Below are 16,456 nucleotides of genomic sequence, written 5' to 3'. Positions count from 1 at the left end.
TACAGCTTCTTCACGGTCAGTCCGGCGAAGGCGAGAACGCCGACGCAGACCAGGACCAGGAGAATTTCGAAGAAGAGTGTCACGGGGTGCTCCTTGAGCGGGGTGCGGTGGTGTCCACAGGGCCGGGCCCCAGCTTACGCGGCCGGGGCCCGCCCCTGTCGGCCGAGGTCCGCCGGGGTCTACCCCAGCAGCTGGCTCTGCAGGACGACCGTCTGCCGGAACGGCACGGCGTGCGCGGTGCCCTCACGGGACTGCGCCACCAGGGCGAGTACGTCACCGGCCGCGAGGTAGGCGTAACGCTCCTGCTCCTTGCCGTACGGCTTGGCCTCGACGTAGGGGGTGCGTTGGACGCCCGGGATCACGATCTTCTCCGAGAAGCCCTTGTCGAAGCCCATGCTCTCGGTGCCCCGCACGGAGTAGAGCGGGTCGAAGAACGAGAAGTACTTGTTGAAGAAGGAGTCCTCCACCATGGCCGCGGAGTCGAACTGCAGCAGGTAGACACGGGTCCTGGTGCCGTCCCCGGTGGTCCAGCCGCGTGCCGCGATGTGCCGGAGGCCGGCGTCGGTGAGCTGCTGCCGGAACTCGTCCCGGTCGTCCTTCTCGCCGTACTCCTTCAGGAAGTCGTCCGTCGCGAGCCAGCCGTCCTCGCCGCGCAGCGCCTTGTCCTCCTTCGCCCCCTTCGGGGCGGGCAGCAGCAGGGCGCGCAGGTCGGCGTGGTGGGTACCGGCCGGGTTGGACTCGGCCGCGGGTCCGGGGCTGCCGGCGGGCAGCGGCGGCTTGGTCAGCCGCGGGTAGTCCCACCGTCCGTCGGACTCCGTCGCGAGTCCGGGTACGTCCGTGCGCTCCATCCGGGTGATCCCGTACGCCGTGCCCGCGCCGGCTACGGCGAAGACCACGACCGCGGCGGTCCAGCGCAGGGCGGCGCGCAGCACGCGGCGGTCGCCGCGTGCGGGCGGTGCGGTGGGGACGGGCGGTGCGGTGGGGACGGGCGGTGCGGTGGGGAAGCCCTCGGCCTCGGGGAGGACCTGCTGCTCGCTCATACGGCCTTCCCGGGTTCGTCGATACGGTCCAGCTGCTGACCGAACAGCGTGGCGACGCTCTTGGTGTCGAGCGGCTTGCCGCCCGCGGCCGTGAGGGTGACCAGGACGTCCCCGACGTGGGCGGAGCACTCCATCGAGTCGATCCCGGACTCCTCGTCCTCGGGCGGCAGGAAGCACCTGGCGTTCTTGTGGCCCTTGATCTTCGGGCCCTCGCGGAAGATGTCGAGGGCCTCGATGAGGCCGTCCTGGTACGTCGCGAGGTCCCGCACGGCCTCCCGGTCCTTCATCCGGGTGAGCACGATGCCCACGGTGTAGACGTCTATCGGGCTGTAGACGCTGGTCGATCCGCTGGTGTAGCTGCGCATCGCCATCCCCTGCACACGCCAGCTGTCGATCTCCTTCTCCAGCTCCTTGCGCTCGGAGCGCGGGAGACCGCTCAGCGCCCTCTTGTGCAGTGCGGCGGCCCTGGCCCCGTCGAACTGTTCGTCCCTGCCGAACTCGGAGAGGTCGGGTCCCGGGAGCAGGTTGTCGTACCCGTACGGCACGAGCATTCCGGCCAGCCCCCGCGCGTCGGGCTTCCCCGTCTCGGCGGCGGACGCCTTGGGCAGCTTCCAGCGGGGTGCGCCGGCGTCGCGGTCCGCGCCGTTCACGGTCACGACGGTGTAGCCCACTCCGGCGACCACGGCCCCGGCCAGGAGTACGGTCCCGGCGACGGCGGCGATCCGCCCCCATCGCACGGGCCCCTTCACGGCGGGCTCGGCGGCCGGCTCAGCGACCGGCTCGGCGACCGGCTCGGGCGTCTGCTCCTCGGGCGGGGTCTCTGTCTCGCTCACAGCCGCTCCATCTGCCGCTCGGCCAGATCCATGATCATTTTCTTGGGGACGGGCTTGGACCCGTACACCCAGATCTCCACGGCGACGTCCCCACGCCAGATGTGTGCCTCCGCGCCGTACACGGGCTCGTAGCCGGGCTCCCGGTCGGGGCTCTTGTGGACGTACACCCGGCCTTCCCCGGTGCCGGGCACGAGCCAGCTGTCGGTGTCGTCCTCCTCGTCCGCCCAGTACTGGCTGTCGTCGACCGTCTCGGCGGCGGCCAGGGTCTCCTCCTGGCGGAACTGGACGAGCCGGATCTCCACGCTGTGGTCGTTGTCGGACCACCCGGTGACGGCGGCACGGCGGAACCCGTCCATGACGAACTGCCCGAACACGTCCCCGGACTCTTCGTAGTACCCGGCGAACTCGGTGAGCTCCAGCCAGCCGTCAGTGCCCAACGGCCAGTCGGGCTCCTCGGCCCCGCGCGGCTTCTTGATCAGCAGCTTGCGCAGATCACCGTCGGTCTTCACCCGCCGGTCCTGTGCGGCCGGCAACGGCTCGGGCGCCTCGCCCTTCGCCTGGGCGAGCACGGGCTGTGACAGCGGGGGCAGCGCGGTGGGCTCCCGGTCGGCCTGCACGAGATACCCGGCACAGGTACCGGCGACCACACCGAGCACGGCGGCGACGGCGACGAGGGCGACGGTCCGTCCGCGCCGCTTCGGGGACGCGCCGGGAGCAGTGCAAGCCCCCGGACCCTCGCCGGCAACGGCCACGCCCACCGGATTCTCCGGCGCCTGTCCCGCGACCGGCTCCGGGGTGTCGCCCACCGGGGCCTCCGGAGTCGAGGCGCCCGGCACGTCACCCGCCGGGGCCTCCGGGGCCGCGTCTCCCGGGGCGTCCGAGGCGGCCGCCGGTGTCTCCGCGGCCGGGGCTGCCGGCGCCTCGTCCGCCGGGGTCTCCGGGGGCGGGGGTGGTGTGGCCGGTGGTCTGTCCGCTGGTTCTTCGGGTTGTTGCAAGACGTCCCCCACAGAAGGTGAAGCGCGTATTCCGACTACGCGCGCACAGAAGACCCACAGGAGCCGACCGAAGTTGTAGCGGTCATGATTACGATTCGGTCATGGCGAAGAAGCTTGTGATCAAAGTGACGGCGGGGACCGACGCACGCGAGCGCTGCTCGCAGGCGTTCACGGTGGCGGCGGTGGCCGCGGCCAGCGGGGTCGAGGTGTCCCTCTGGCTCACCGGCGAGTCCGCGTGGTTCGCGCTGCCGGGCCGCGCCGCCGAGTTCGAACTGGAGCACTCCGCCCCGCTGTCCGACCTGCTGGACTCGGTCCTGGCGGCCGGCCGGGTCACCCTGTGCACGCAGTGCGCGGCCCGCCGCGACATCACGGAGAAGGACGTCGTCGAGGGCGTACGGATCGCCGGCGCCCAGGTCTTCGTACAGGAGTCCATGGCGGACGACACCCAGGCACTCGTCTACTGAGCCCGCCGGTCCCGGCCGCTCACCGGGGCCGCTTCCTGCCGTCCAGTTCGTCCCACCACTCGTCGGACTTCGGGTCGCCGGACGGATCGTCCCACCAGCGGTCCTCCGGCCCCCGCCGGTTGGCGACCATCGCGGCGACCGGCGGGATGACCATCGCCGCCAGGCACATGCCCACGGCCGCCGGCACCGACCACAGCCGCACCACACCCCAGGCCAGGACGAACAGCCCGATACAGGTGCCCATCATGGCGAAGTAGACGTGACGCCTGCGCGCGTACATACGTCCAGCGTAGGTCCGGGCACGCCGAGGGGCCGCACCCCGGGCGTCCAACCCGTGGGGTGCGGCCCCTCGGCCGTTCCCGTCTCCTCAGACCGCGATCGCGACCTCGGCCAGACCGCCCTGCTCGGCGACGACCGTGCGGTCGGCGGTGCCTCCGGGCACCAGGGCACGGAGGGTCCAGGTGCCTTCCGCCGCGTAGAAGCGGAACTGTCCGGTGGCGGAGGTCGGGACCTCCGCGGTGAACTCGCCGGTCGAGTCCAGCAGACGGACGTAGCCCGTCACCGGCTCCCCGTCACGGGTCACCTGACCCTGGATCGTGGTCTCACCGGGCTTGATCGTCGAGGCGTCCGGGCCGCCGGCCTTCGCACCGCACATGTCTTACTCCTGAAGGGGGGTCTGGAAAGGTCGGTCGGGGGAGGACTACTTGCCGGAGCCGAGCTCGATCGGCACGCCGACGAGGGAGCCGTACTCGGTCCAGGAGCCGTCGTAGTTCTTGACGTTCTCCACGCCGAGCAGCTCGTGCAGCACGAACCAGGTCAGCGCGGAGCGCTCACCGATGCGGCACAGGGCGATGGTGTCCTTGGCCAGGTCGACCTGCTCGTCCTCGTAGAGCGCCTTGAGCTCGTCGTCGGACTTGAACGTGCCGTCGTCGTTGGCGTTCTTGGACCACGGGATGTTGCGGGAGCTCGGCACGTGGCCGGGGCGCTGCGACTGCTCCTGCGGCAGGTGGGCCGGGGCGAGCAGCTTGCCGGAGAACTCGTCGGGGGAGCGCACGTCGACGATGTTCTGGTTGCCGATGGCGGCCACGACGTCGTCGCGGAAGGCGCGGATGGACGCGTCCTGCGGCTTGGCCCGGTAGTCGGTCTTCGGGCGCTCCGGCACCTCGTCGCCGGGGACCAGCTCGCGGGCGTCGAGCTCCCACTTCTTGCGGCCGCCGTCGAGGAGCTTGACGCTGTCGTGGCCGTACAGCTTGAAGTACCAGTAGGCGTACGACGCGAACCAGTTGTTGTTGCCGCCGTAGAGGACGACCGTGTGGTCGTTGCCGATGCCCTTGTCGGACAGGAGCTTCTCGAAGCCGGCCTGGTCGACGAAGTCACGGCGGACCGGGTCCTGGAGGTCCTTGGTCCAGTCGATCCGGATGGCGTTCTTGATGTGGTTCTTCTCGTAGGCGGACGTGTCCTCGTCCACCTCGACGAGGGCGATGGTGGGGTCGTCCAGGTGCTCCTGGACCCAGTCGGCGTCGACCAGGACGTCGCTGCGGCTCATGCTTCTTCTCCTCCGGGGCAGTTGCGGCGGGGCGTGCGGGTGAGAGGGTGCGCGGCCGCGGTGGGGCCGGTGCACGGATGCCCTCAGCGGGGCGGTGCGGGGACGCGGACGCGGTGACGCGCCCGCTTCAGAAAGTGCGACAGAGCATGGCGGCGACACGGCACAGGTCCACTGCCCGCCGCTTCGTGAGATCCGCCTGTCCCCTCGACCGGAGGACGCTCGTCTGACACTGCATGGTGCCGATCGTAAGGACGGACAGGCGGCCGTGTCACCGGTGTGTCGTATGGTGAGACACGATCGTCCGCGATGTGGGACCACTCACCCCGGAAGTCACCGTTCCCCCGCCCGTCCCCGACGGCCGGCCGCCACCTCACTTACCCTGCGGACACCTGCGTCTCGCCTGTCGGACACCGTCCCGGGCACACCCCGTCAAACCCGTCCCTACCCGACCAGACGGACGTCGGAACCCTTCACCGTGATCTCCACGCCGTCCTGCGCCGCCTCGACCTTGTCCAGGCGGATGCCGCCGGGCAGTCCGTCGATCCGCTGCTCGAAGTCGGTGATCTGCCGCAGGCTGGACTCGACGATCTGCACTCCGCCGAACTCGGGGACCGCGTCCGCCTTCACCCGCACGGTGTCGCCGTCCACGACAGCCACCGAGCTGAGCACGGCGACCGGCTTGGGCAGCTTGGTGCCGAGCACGGTGGCCTCGACCTCAACCTTGATCTTCCCGTTGCCGCCGTCGGAGAGGCCGACGACGCGGGCGGTGATGCCCGGGGCCACCCGGCCGGGCTCGGACTTGGCGGTCTTCAGCAGATCGTCGTAGGCGATGGTGGCCGTGCCGGTGGCGCTGTCGGCGACGGCGGAGCTGAAGTCGGTGGAGAAGTCGACGCCGTGCAGATCGGCGCGCAGGTCGGCGATGCGGATCTTCTTGGCGCCGTCGCCGGTGCCGGCCTCGTAGTCCTCGATGCCGACCTCCACCTCGTCGAGGGTGCCGCCGGCGAGCTGGGTGAGGAAGGGGAAGCCCTTGATGGACACGTCGGGGGTGGTCGCGAGGTTCTCGGTCGCCTTCAGACGGTCGGCGGCCTCGCCCTCGGCGATGTTGACGGCTATGCGGTCGATGACGACGAAGATGCCGGCGAGTATCGCCATGACGATGAGCAGTATTCGCAGTGCACGCATGCGGTGTCCCCCACCAGGCGGTTTCTCGACGACGTCGTTTCGCGAGCGTAACGCCGGGAGGGACGGGAACCGGGGAATTGTGGATCACTTGTGACAGGGGGGCGCGTCACCCCCCTGTCACGTGCGCGGTCAGCCCGTCAGGCGGGGCACGATCCAGATCGCCGGGGCCGCGGCCGCGAGCGGCAGGGCCACGCCCGCGGTGAAGTGGACGAAGCGGGACGGGTAGTCGTAGCTCGCCACCCTGTGGCCGATCAGGGCGCAGAGTGCCGCGCCCGCCCCCAGCAGTGCCCCGTCGGGGCCGTCGAGCGCGAAACCCGCCCCCGCCGCGGCCGCGAGCGCGACCAGCACGGACACCGGTGTCGGCGACGGCAGCGCACGGACCACGATCCCCGCCGCCACGGCCACCGTGCCCACGGTCACCGCGGACGCGTCCGCCGCCAGATGGCCGCCCGCCATGACCGCCAGCGCCGCCGCGACGACCGTCGCCGTGAGGCCGTACATCCGCTCGTCGGGATCCGCGTGCGACCGCAGCTGCAGCACCAGCGACAGCAGCACCCACACGCCCAGCGTCCCCAGGATCGCCCCGGGCGACCGGTCCGAGACCAGCAGCGCCACGTCCGCGGCCAGCGCGCCCAGGAAGCCGAGCGCGATCCCCTGCCGGGCCGGCCACATCCCGTTCAGCCGGAACCAGCCCGCCGCCGTCAGCCCCTGGAGCAGCACCAACGGCACCAGCAGCGCGTACGTCCCCAGCGCCGCCCCGCCCGCCAGCAGCAGCCCCAGCACCGCGGTGAGCGCGGCAGGCTGGATACCGGGCTCGATGACCGGCGACCGCCCCTCGGCGCGCGCCCGCTGGGCCGCGGTGAGCCGGGAGTTCCCGCCCAGCGTGGCCGGCCCGTACCCGTCGGCGGCCACCGGCGCCGGAGCGGGCACCGCCGGAGCCTCGGCCACCGGCGGCTGCAGCCGGGTGTCCCAGGTCTGCCCCTGCCACTGCTGCGTGTACTGCTGATCCGCGTACGGCTCGGCGTATCCCTGCGGCCCGGCGTATCCCTGCGGCTCCGCGTGCCCCTGAGGCCCGGCGTGCCCCTGAGGCTGCTGCGGTGCCTGATACGGCTCCTGATACGGGTCGTACGCCCCGTACGGCTGGTTCGTCATCGCCTCACCCTCCTGCGAACGGCGGGAGCACCTCGACCGTGCCGCCGTCGGCCAGCCGTACCGTCTCATGCGGGCGCTTGCCCACGGGATCACCGTCGACGAGGAACGAGCACCGCAGCAGCACGCGAGTGAGCTCGCCGGGATGCCGCCCGCGCACGGTGTCGAGCGCCTCGGCGAGCGTGGCCGCCTCGTACGGCTCCTCGGCCACCCCGGCCGCGGCCTTGGCGGCGGCCCAGTACCGCACCGTGACCTTTGCCATCTGCAGATCCTCAATCGGTTGACGGTGAACACCGTCAGGCTAGCCCGCCCGGCCCACCGCCCAGTCCCCGATCCGCCCCAGCAACGCGTCGGGCGCCGCGTTCTCCGCGTGCCCCATGCCGGGCTCGACCCACAGTTCGCCGTGCTCCCCGGCGGCGGCCGCCAGCATCCGCGGATGGTCCAGCGGGAAGTACCCGTCCACGTCCCCGTGCACGATCAGCAGCGGCGTCGGCGCGATCCGCGGCACCGACTCGACGGGCGACAGCGGCACCGGGTCCCACTGCCGGTGATGGATCCGGGTCCGCAGCCCGTACCGCCCGACGAGCCGCCCGGAGGGCCGGGTGACCAGCCAGTGCACCCGCCGCATGGGCGCGGTCCCCCGGTAGAACCAGCGCGCGGGCGCGCTCACGGAGACGACGGCGTCGACCCCGGCGTCCCGGCCCGCCGCGGCATGCCGCAGCACGACGGAACCGCCCATGGAGAACCCCACGGTGGCCACCCGCGCACACCCGAGCTCACGCGCCCACGCGACCACCGCGGCGAGGTCGAGCACCTCCCGGTCCCCGACGGTCGACCGCCCGCCCGACGCCCCGTGCCCCCGGAAGGAGAACGTGACGACGGCGCCGTACCGCGCGAACGCCCGCGCCACCCGCCGTATGTGCGGCCGGTCCGCGTCGCCGGTGAACCCGTGCGCGATCACGAACACAAGATCACCGGAAGAATCCGCGCCGGCTCCGGGCTCGTATACGGAATCGATCGCCACACCGTCCGCGGTACGCAAGAACGTCCGTATTGGCGCACCGCGCCGCGTTACACCACCCGTCCCGGAATACGGACGGACGACGGAACGATCGGTGGAACGCGCCACATGACCTGCCGGACCGGTGCTCATGTCGGCTATTCTGCTGCGAAGAGGACTCGGGCAGCGAAGCCCCCGGGTCCTTTTGTGCTTTCGGAAGCGTTGTATACGAAGCGGGAAACCGCCGACGTACGGGCCGTCGAACGCACGAGGCAAGGCCGTAAACGTCCTCGCAGGGAGGAACCAGACGTTATGGGCGAGCGAACCGTGCATGAGCGAACGACGACGAACCGGGCCGGTGGGGTGCGATGAGCTCTCTGCTGCTCCTGACCAACGCGCTCCAGCCCTCGACGGAGGTGCTCCCCGCCCTCGGCCTGCTGCTGCACAGCGTGCGGGTGGCGCCCGCGGAGGGCCCGGCGCTCGTCGACACACCCGGCGCCGACGTCATCCTGGTCGACGGCCGCCGCGACCTCCCCCAGGTCCGCAGCCTCTGCCAGCTGCTGCGCTCCACCGGCCCCGGCTGCCCGCTCGTCCTGGTCGTGACGGAGGGCGGACTCGCCGCCGTCACCGCGGACTGGGGCATCGACGACGTACTCCTCGACACCGCCGGCCCGGCCGAGGTGGAGGCGCGGCTGCGCCTGGCCATGGGCCGTCAGCAGATCGTGAACGACGACTCCCCGATGGAGATCCGCAACGGCGATCTGTCCGTCGACGAGGCGACGTACTCCGCGAAACTCAAGGGCAGGGTCCTCGACCTGACCTTCAAGGAATTCGAACTGCTCAAATATCTCGCGCAGCACCCCGGCCGCGTCTTCACCCGCGCCCAGCTGCTGCAGGAGGTCTGGGGCTACGACTACTTCGGCGGCACCCGCACGGTCGACGTCCATGTACGGCGGCTGCGCGCCAAGCTCGGTCCCGAGCACGAGTCGCTGATCGGCACGGTCCGCAACGTCGGCTATCGCTTCGTCACCCCGGAGAAGCCCGAGAAATCCGAGAAGACGGCGAAGGCGGCGAAAGCCGACACACGGCCGGGCGCCCCGGCGGACACCAGGACCGCGGGAAAGGCGAACAGCTCGGAAGCCACCTCATCCAAGGTGTGATACTCCCTGCCCGCACCGGGTATATCCGCGTAGACTCCGCGCGTGGCCAAGGTAACCAGGGATGATGTGGCGCGACTCGCGGGTACGTCGACCGCCGTCGTCAGTTATGTCATCAACAACGGACCCCGGCCGGTCGCCCCGGCCACGCGCGAGCGCGTTCTCGCCGCGATCAAGGAGCTGGGGTACCGGCCGGACCGGGTCGCGCAGGCGATGGCCTCGCGGCGCACGGATCTCATAGGGCTGATCATCCCGGACGCCCGTCAGCCGTTCTTCGGCGAGATGGCGCACGCGGTGGAGCAGGCCGCCTCCGAGCGCGGGAAGATGGTGCTGGTCGGCAACACCGACTACATAGCCGAGCGCGAGGTCCACTATCTGCGGGCGTTCCTCGGGATGCGGGTCTCCGGTCTGATCCTGGTCAGCCACGCGCTCAACGATCAGGCCGCCGCGGAGATCGAGGCGTGGGACGCCCGGGTCGTCCTGCTGCACGAGCGGCCGGAGGCGATCGACGACGTCGCCGTCGTCACCGACGACCTGGGCGGCGCCCAGCTCGCCGTACGCCATCTGCTGGAACACGGGAACGCGTATGTGGCCTGTGTCGGCGGCACCGCGGACACCCCCGCCGTCGGCGACCCGGTCTCCGACCACGTCGAGGGCTGGCGGCGTGCGATGGACGAGGCCGGCATCCCGACGCAGGGCCGTCTCTTCGAGGCTCCGTACAACCGCTACGACGCCTACCGGGTCGGCCTGGACATCCTGTCCGGTCCGAACCGCCCGCCGGCCGTCTTCTGCTCCACCGACGACCAGGCGATCGGCATCCTGCGCGCGGCGCGTGAGCTGCGCATCGACGTACCGGGGGAGCTGGCGGTCGCCGGGTTCGACGACATCAAGGAGGCGGCGCTCGCGGATCCGCCGCTGACCACGGTCGCCTCCGACCGTTCGGCGATGGCCCGCTCGGCGGTCGACCTCGTCCTGGACGACGGCGTGAGGGTGGCGGGCTCCCGCCGGGAGCGGCTGAAGGTGTACCCGTCCCGTCTGGTGCTGCGCCAGTCCTGCGGCTGCGCGTAACCGGCGGCCGCACCCCTCGGCGGCCTTTATATCGGGCATACGAGGTTCTGTCGGGCTTCTCAGCGCACCCTCAGGATGCTCTCATCGTCGGGCGCGAGGCTCTGTTCCATGACCGAGAGCCCCCGCCCGAGCGGCGAGTACGAGAGCCCCGTCCAGGTGAACCCCGAGTGGCCGCCCCCGCCGGCGTACGCACCGCCGGCAGCCGGGCAGGCCTCGCACGCGCCGCGGAGCGCACGGCGGAAGCGGACCCGCGGCCCGGCGGTCCTGCTCGCCGCCGTGGCGATCGTCGCGGCGGCCGTGGGCGGCGGCACCGCCTACGGCATCCAGGAGCTGACGGGCCCCGACACGGTGGCCTCCAGTTCCACCAGCACCAACGTCGTACCGTCGAGCCAGAAGGGCACGGTGTCCGGCGTCGCGAAGGCGGTCACTCCGAGCATCGTCGAGATCAACGCGGCCTCGAACGCGGGCTCCTCCACCGGCTCCGGTGTGATCATCACCTCGGACGGCGAGATCATCACCAACAACCACGTCGTGGCCGGGGCGTCCTCGGTCAAGGTACGCACCAGCGACGGCAAGACCTACACCGCCGAGGTCGTCGGCACCGACAGCAAGAAGGACCTCGCGCTGATCAAGCTGCGGGAGGCGTCCGGCATGCCGACGGCCACGCTCGGCGATTCCGACGGGGTGCAGGTCGGCGACCAGGTCGTGGCGATCGGCTCCCCCGAGGGCCTGACCGGCACGGTGACCAGCGGCATCGTCTCGGCCCTCGACCGCGATGTCACGGTGTCGACGGACGAGAGCCAGGGACAGCAGCAGGGGCAGCAGGGCGGCGGCTGGCCGTTCGAGTACGGCGGCCGGCAGTTCAACGGCGACACGGGCGGCTCGACGACCACCTACAAGGCGCTCCAGACCGACGCGTCCCTGAACCCGGGCAACTCCGGCGGCGCGCTGATCGACATGAACGGCAACATCATCGGCATCAACTCCGCCATGTACTCGGCGAGCGGCAGCGGTTCGTCCTCGGCCGACGCCGGCAGTGTGGGCCTGGGGTTCGCCATCCCGGTCAACACGGTGAAGTCGGACCTGTCGGCGCTGCGCTCCGGGGCGATGAACTGACGGACCGCCCGGCAGCCGTGCGACGCTGAAGGCCTGAACACCGCAGAGAACCGCCAGAGCCCGTGAGGAACCCCGAGCCGATGAGCCCCGCAGAAGGCGACCGTGACACCCAGCGCATCCTGATCGTCGACGACGAGCCGGCGGTACGCGAAGCGCTCCAGCGCAGCCTGGCCTTCGAGGGGTACGCCACCGAGGTCGCCGTCGACGGCGCGGACGCCCTGGAGAAGGCGGCGGCGTACCGGCCGGACCTGTTCGTCCTGGACATCCAGATGCCCCGGATGGACGGGCTGACCGCCGCCCGCCGGGTCCGCGCCGCAGGCGACACCACACCCATCCTGATGCTGACCGCCCGGGACACGGTCGGCGACCGGGTGACCGGCCTGGACGCGGGTGCGGACGACTACCTGGTCAAGCCGTTCGAGCTGGACGAGCTGTTCGCCCGGATCCGCGCGCTGCTGCGCCGCAGCTCGTACGCGGCGGCGCTGGCCGCCTCCGCCGAGTCGGACGACGTCCTCTCCTTCGCCGACCTGCGCATGGACCTGTCGACCCGCGAGGTCACGCGCGGTACACGGCGGGTGGAGCTGACCCGTACGGAGTTCACGCTCCTGGAGATGTTCATGGCGCACCCGCGCCAGGTGCTCACGCGTGAGCAGATCCTGAAGGCGGTCTGGGGCTTCGACTTCGAGCCGTCGTCCAACTCGCTCGACGTGTACGTCATGTATCTGCGCCGCAAGACCGAGGCGGGCGGCGAGCCGCGCCTGGTGCACACGGTGCGGGGGGTGGGGTACGTGCTGCGGCAGGGCGGCGCGGAGTGAACGGGCCGGTCCGCCGCGTCCGCGCGCTGCCCATCCGGGCGCGGCTGTCGCTGCTGGTGGCGGCGGCGGTGGCGTTCGCGGTGGCGGCGGTCGCGGTGGCCTGCTGGTTCGTGGTGAAGAGCGTCCTGGTGAACTCGCTGGACGAGGCCCTGAAGGCGAACCGGATGGACGGGCAGCAGGTGAGCAAGTACCTCAACCTGCGCACCGGTCTGTGCGCTCACGACCCCGTCACCCACGAGGAGAACCCCTTCGGCTCGTCCGTGCAGCTCGTGGACAGCAAGGGCGGCAGCTGTCTCATCATCGGCACGGAGGAGGTCCCGCTCACCGAAGCCGACCGTGCCGTGGCCGAGGGCACCTCCACCGACGCGCTGCACCAGGCGAAGGGGGCCGACGGCGGGCAGTACCGCGTCTTCACCTACACCGTGCCCGGCCTGCGGGACGTCGCCGTCTCCGCGGCGCGGCCGCTGAGCGAGGTGAACAGCTCCCTCAGCAACCTCGCGCTGGTGCTGGTCTTCGTCGCGGGCGCGGGAGTCGTGGGCGCGGCCGCCGCGGGCCTCTGGGTGGCCCGGACCGCCCTGCGTCCCGTGGACAGACTCACCGAGGCCGTCGAACACGTCGCCCGCACCGAGGACCTGGGGATACGCATCCCCGTGGAGGGCGGGTCCGAGGACGAGATCGCCCGCCTCTCCCGCTCCTTCAACTCGATGACGTCCGCCCTCGCCAGCTCCCGCGATCTCCAGCAGCAGCTCATCGCGGACGCGGGCCACGAACTGCGCACCCCGCTCACCTCCCTGCGTACCAACATCGAACTCCTCACCCGCAGCGAGGAGACGGGCCGCCCGATCCCGGAGGCCGACCGCAAGGCGCTGCTCGCCTCCGTCAAGGCGCAGATGACGGAACTCGCCGCGCTCATCGGCGATCTGCAGGAGCTGTCCCGCCCGGACACCGGCCAGCACGCGGGCCGGGCGCAGATCGTCGCCTGGCAGGACGTGGTCGAGTCGGCGCTGCGCCGCGCCCGGCTGCGCGGCCCGGAGCTGACCATCACGGCGGACGTCCACCCCTGGTACGTAAGGGCGGAGCCGTCCGCGCTGGAGCGGGCGGTGGTCAACATCCTGGACAACGCGGTGAAGTTCAGCCCGGCCGGCGCCACCGTCGACGTACGCCTCACCGACGGCGTCCTCACCGTCCGCGATCACGGTCCCGGTATCCCCGCCGACGAGCTCCCGTACGTCTTCGACCGGTTCTGGCGCTCCCCGGGCGCCCGCGCGCTGCCCGGCTCGGGGCTCGGCCTGTCCATCGTGGCCCGTACGGTGCAGCAGGCGGGCGGCGAGGTGTCCCTGGCCCGGGCGGACGGCGGCGGCACGACGGCCGCGATCCGTCTGCCGGGCGCTGCGACCCCGCCGCCCGAGGTGCCGTAGGGCCGGCCGAAAGGGGCGGCAACCTTTCCGCGCCGGGTGGCGACCGATCCGCGTCCTCTCCCCCACACGGAACGGATCGCCGCATGAGCGTGCACCGCAACAGGGCCCGCCGGGGCCACGGAATCCTGTCGGCCGGCCTCCCCCTCGCCCTCACCACCGCAGGACGCCTGGTCCACGGCGTCAACCCGGCCCCCCAGCAGGCGTCCGCCGCGACCGCGGCCGCCCCCGCCTGGGCCCCACCGCGACGGCCGACGGCTTCGCCTCCGTCGACACGCTCGGCCAGAACGGCACGTACGGCGGCCGGGACGGCCGGATCGTCACCGTACGGACGCAGGCGGACCTGGAGAAGTACGCGACGGCCGCCGAACCGTACGTCATCGTCGTGGCCGGGGCGATCACGACGAACCCGGTCGGCAAGGAGATCAAGGTCGCCTCCGCCAAGACGATCGTGGGCTCCGGGCTGGACCCCCACAGCCTCCTGACCCCCGCCCGCCGCGCCGGGGTTCGTGGCACGCTTCCCCCATGTCGACACCCCCGGACGGGCTGCCCGTCTACCGCGTACTGACCGGACCCGACGACGCCGCGTTCTGCCGTCGGGTGAGCGAGGCGCTCGCGATGGGGTACCGCCTGCACGAAGGGCCCGCCGTGACGTTCGACGGTGAGCGGGTGATCGTCGCCCAGGCGGTGGTGTGGGACGGCATGGGGGAGTGAGACATGCGCCGGGGCCGGTACGGGGCGCTGAACACACCTCGTACCGGCCCCGCCGTCGACCTACTGCACGATCGTGACGCGGTCCGCCTTCGGCGGGGCGATCGGGGCCGTGGGGGTCGAGTTGGCCGTCAGGTACTGCTCCAGGGCCGCCAGGTCGTCGTCGCCGACCAGGTCGTTCGTGCCCTGGCCCAGGGTCGGGAAGCCGTCGCCGCCGCCCGCGAGGAAGCTGTTCGTCGCGACGCGGTAGGTGGCGGACGGGTCGATGGGCGAGCCGTTCAGCTCGATGGAGTCCGTGACGACACGGTCCGCGCCCGTCTTCGTCAGGTCCAGGGTGTAGGTGAGGCCGTCCGAGATCTGGAGGATCTTCGGGGCGGCCTCGTTCGGCCCGCTGACCTGCTCCTTCAGCGCCTGGATGAGCTGTGCGCCGGTGAAGTCCTGGAGGTTGACCGTGTTGGCGAACGGCTGGACGGTGAAGCCCTCGGCGAAGGTCACCACGCCGTCGCCCTCCGCCCCACCGGCCGCGTGGGTGAGGGACGCGCGGATGCCGCCGGGGTTCATCAGCGCCAGGTCGGTCTCCGCGTCCAGCGTGCGGCCGTACTCCAGCTGCGCGTCGGCGATGAGGTCACCGAGCGGGGACTCGGTGCCGTCCTTCACGATGTCGCCGGAGATGTAGCCGATCGGGCGGTTGCCGATGGGCGCGGCGAGGGTGTTCCACTTCTCGATCAGGCGGGTCATGTCGGGCGCCTTGGGGACGTCCCGGCTCACCACGTGGTTCGCGGACTTCACGGCCGTACGGGCGATGTCGCCCGTCGCGCGGTCGTAGGTCAGCGTGGTGTCGGTGTAGAGGCGGCCGAAGGACGCGGCCGAGGTGACCATACGGGGCTTGCCCGCCGGGTCGGGGATGGTGCACACGTACGCGTTGTGGGTGTGGCCGGTGACCAGCGCGTCCACCTGCGGCGACACGTTCCTCGCGATGTCCGCGATCGGGCCGGAGATGCCGTCGCCGGCGCCGGGGGCGTCACAGTCGTAGTTGTACGACGACGAGGCCGGGAAGCCGCCCTCGTGGATCAGCGCGACGATCGACTTCACGCCCTGGCGCTGGAGCTCCTTGGCGTACTTGTTGATCGTCCCGACCTCGTCCTTGAAGGCGAGGCCCTTCACGCCCTCCGCGGAGACGATGTCCGGGGTGCCCTCCAGGGTCACGCCGATGAAGCCGACCTTGACGCCCTGCTTCTTCCACACCCAGTACGGCTTGAGGATGGGCTCCTTCGTCTTCTCGTCCAGGACGTTCGCCGCCAGGTACGGGAAGTCGGCGCCCTTGAACCGCTTGTCGGTGTAGCAGCCCTCGGTCGGGTGGCAGCCGCCGTTCTGCAGGCGGCCGAGTTCCCTGGCGCCCTCGTCGAACTCGTGGTTGCCGACGCTCGTCACGTCGAGGTCGAGCTTGTTCAGCGCCTCGATCGTGGGCTCGTCGTGGAAGAGCCCCGAGATGAGCGGGGACGCGCCCACCATGTCGCCGCCGGCGGCGGTGACGGAGTAGCGGTTGCCCTCGCGCGCCTCGCGCAGATGGGTGGCGAGGTACTCCACACCGCCCGCGTCGATGGTCTTCGTCGTGCCGTCGGGCTGGAGTTCGGTGACCCGGCCGGAGGAGCCGGACGGCGGCTCCAGGTTGCCGTGCAGGTCGTTGAAGGACAGCAACTGCACGTCCTGGTAGCGGCCGTGGTGGCCGTGCGAGGTGCCCTTGCCGCCGTGGTTCTCGCCGGCGCTCGCCGACCCGGGCAGGGTGGCGGCGGCCAGCGCGCCCACGGTGAGTACACCGGCGGCGGTCGCGAGAAGACGGTTCGTACGGCGTCTGCGGCGCTGGTGGTGCGCCGGGGATGTGGCTGGCATGCGCCCCCCTGAGGGTCCGAGTGGGTACCGGCGCAGCCTAGGGTCAACGCGCGTAGCGCGACAGGGGCTTCGAGG

At 71.5% G+C, this 16,456-nt stretch carries 19 protein-coding genes and 1 pseudogene; 8 read left to right on the top strand and 12 right to left on the bottom strand.

The annotated features are described in order from the left end of the window. Positions 1-179: 179 nt before the first annotated feature. The 3 genes from ACGFR9_RS12840 to ACGFR9_RS12830 are packed head-to-tail and all read right to left on the bottom strand — an operon-like array spanning position 180 to position 2,631. Positions 180-1,040: a hypothetical protein gene (locus ACGFR9_RS12840; protein ID WP_393206456.1), complete on the bottom strand. Its 861-nt coding sequence runs from the start codon at positions 1,038-1,040 to the stop codon at positions 180-182. Then, entirely contained in the window at positions 1,037-1,873 is an 837-nt protein-coding gene (locus ACGFR9_RS12835; RefSeq protein WP_393206453.1) for a hypothetical protein, read from the bottom strand. Before ACGFR9_RS12835 ends, ACGFR9_RS12840 begins: the two co-directional genes overlap by 4 nt. Beyond that, entirely contained in the window at positions 1,870-2,631 is a 762-nt protein-coding gene (locus ACGFR9_RS12830; protein ID WP_393207503.1) for a hypothetical protein, read from the bottom strand. Before ACGFR9_RS12830 ends, ACGFR9_RS12835 begins: the two co-directional genes overlap by 4 nt. A 338-nt stretch (positions 2,632-2,969) precedes the next feature. Between ACGFR9_RS12830 and ACGFR9_RS12825 the strand changes: the two genes are divergently transcribed. After that, entirely contained in the window at positions 2,970-3,332 is a 363-nt protein-coding gene (locus ACGFR9_RS12825) for a DsrE family protein (RefSeq protein ID WP_311647542.1), read from the top strand. A gap of 19 nt (positions 3,333-3,351) precedes the next feature. Here ACGFR9_RS12825 and ACGFR9_RS12820 read toward each other — a convergent pair whose 3' ends face one another. The 8 genes from ACGFR9_RS12820 to ACGFR9_RS12785 all read right to left on the bottom strand — a co-directional run bounded on the left by ACGFR9_RS12820 (position 3,352) and on the right by ACGFR9_RS12785 (position 8,362). Beyond that, positions 3,352-3,612, bottom strand: coding sequence for a DUF3099 domain-containing protein (locus tag ACGFR9_RS12820; protein WP_030223566.1), 261 nt, complete (start codon positions 3,610-3,612; stop codon positions 3,352-3,354). Positions 3,613-3,699: 87 nt separating this feature from the next. Further along, positions 3,700-3,987, bottom strand: coding sequence for a DUF1416 domain-containing protein (locus ACGFR9_RS12815; protein ID WP_030223568.1), 288 nt, complete (start codon positions 3,985-3,987; stop codon positions 3,700-3,702). A 45-nt stretch (positions 3,988-4,032) separates the two neighbouring features. Beyond that, positions 4,033-4,878 (bottom strand): sulfurtransferase, encoded by an 846-nt coding sequence (locus tag ACGFR9_RS12810; RefSeq protein WP_030223571.1) that lies wholly within the window; start codon positions 4,876-4,878, stop codon positions 4,033-4,035. A gap of 127 nt (positions 4,879-5,005) precedes the next feature. After that, positions 5,006-5,113 (bottom strand): putative leader peptide, encoded by a 108-nt coding sequence (locus ACGFR9_RS12805; protein WP_351998383.1) that lies wholly within the window; start codon positions 5,111-5,113, stop codon positions 5,006-5,008. A gap of 206 nt (positions 5,114-5,319) precedes the next feature. Then, entirely contained in the window at positions 5,320-6,060 is a 741-nt protein-coding gene (locus tag ACGFR9_RS12800; RefSeq protein WP_393206447.1) for a DUF2993 domain-containing protein, read from the bottom strand. Positions 6,061-6,189: 129 nt separating this feature from the next. Continuing rightward, positions 6,190-7,212: a hypothetical protein gene (locus tag ACGFR9_RS12795; RefSeq protein WP_393206444.1), complete on the bottom strand. Its 1,023-nt coding sequence runs from the start codon at positions 7,210-7,212 to the stop codon at positions 6,190-6,192. A 4-nt stretch (positions 7,213-7,216) separates the two neighbouring features. Then, positions 7,217-7,471, bottom strand: coding sequence for a MoaD/ThiS family protein (locus tag ACGFR9_RS12790; RefSeq protein WP_311647553.1), 255 nt, complete (start codon positions 7,469-7,471; stop codon positions 7,217-7,219). A 39-nt stretch (positions 7,472-7,510) separates the two neighbouring features. After that, entirely contained in the window at positions 7,511-8,362 is an 852-nt protein-coding gene (locus ACGFR9_RS12785; RefSeq protein WP_393206441.1) for an alpha/beta hydrolase, read from the bottom strand. Positions 8,363-8,577: 215 nt separating this feature from the next. Between ACGFR9_RS12785 and ACGFR9_RS12780 the strand changes: the two genes are divergently transcribed. From ACGFR9_RS12780 to ACGFR9_RS12750, 7 genes and pseudogenes are all read left to right on the top strand, one after another. Further along, entirely contained in the window at positions 8,578-9,369 is a 792-nt protein-coding gene (locus tag ACGFR9_RS12780; protein WP_393206439.1) for a response regulator transcription factor, read from the top strand. Between the two features lie 42 nt (positions 9,370-9,411). After that, positions 9,412-10,434 (top strand): LacI family DNA-binding transcriptional regulator, encoded by a 1,023-nt coding sequence (locus ACGFR9_RS12775; RefSeq protein ID WP_393206437.1) that lies wholly within the window; start codon positions 9,412-9,414, stop codon positions 10,432-10,434. Between the two features lie 108 nt (positions 10,435-10,542). Further along, positions 10,543-11,550 carry a S1C family serine protease gene (locus tag ACGFR9_RS12770; RefSeq protein ID WP_393206434.1) on the top strand — a complete coding sequence of 336 codons (1,008 nt, stop codon included), beginning with the start codon at positions 10,543-10,545 and terminating at the stop codon, positions 11,548-11,550. A gap of 80 nt (positions 11,551-11,630) precedes the next feature. After that, the gene (locus ACGFR9_RS12765; RefSeq protein ID WP_030223588.1) at positions 11,631-12,365 is read left to right on the top strand and encodes a response regulator transcription factor; all 735 of its coding nucleotides are present in this window, start codon (positions 11,631-11,633) and stop codon (positions 12,363-12,365) included. Next, complete coding sequence (locus ACGFR9_RS12760) at positions 12,362-13,783, top strand: sensor histidine kinase (protein ID WP_393206430.1); 1,422 nt, start codon at positions 12,362-12,364, stop codon at positions 13,781-13,783. The genes ACGFR9_RS12765 and ACGFR9_RS12760 overlap by 4 nt, the downstream gene beginning before the upstream one ends. Positions 13,784-13,866: 83 nt before the next feature. Next, positions 13,867-14,255: pseudogene (locus ACGFR9_RS12755) on the top strand (pectate lyase); the annotation flags it as partial. Positions 14,256-14,305: 50 nt separating this feature from the next. Continuing rightward, entirely contained in the window at positions 14,306-14,494 is a 189-nt protein-coding gene (locus ACGFR9_RS12750; protein ID WP_393206427.1) for a DUF1737 domain-containing protein, read from the top strand. Between the two features lie 60 nt (positions 14,495-14,554). Here ACGFR9_RS12750 and ACGFR9_RS12745 read toward each other — a convergent pair whose 3' ends face one another. Then, complete coding sequence (locus ACGFR9_RS12745; RefSeq protein ID WP_393206424.1) at positions 14,555-16,381, bottom strand: bifunctional metallophosphatase/5'-nucleotidase; 1,827 nt, start codon at positions 16,379-16,381, stop codon at positions 14,555-14,557. Between the last annotated feature and the right edge of the window lie 75 nt (positions 16,382-16,456).

It is taken from the genome of Streptomyces sp. NPDC048584 (genome assembly GCF_043199595.1).
In the GTDB taxonomy this organism is placed as follows: domain Bacteria; phylum Actinomycetota; class Actinomycetes; order Streptomycetales; family Streptomycetaceae; genus Streptomyces; species Streptomyces edwardsiae.
Note: the sequence above shows the minus strand (reverse complement) of the source record. Positions and strands in the feature narration are given on the sequence as shown.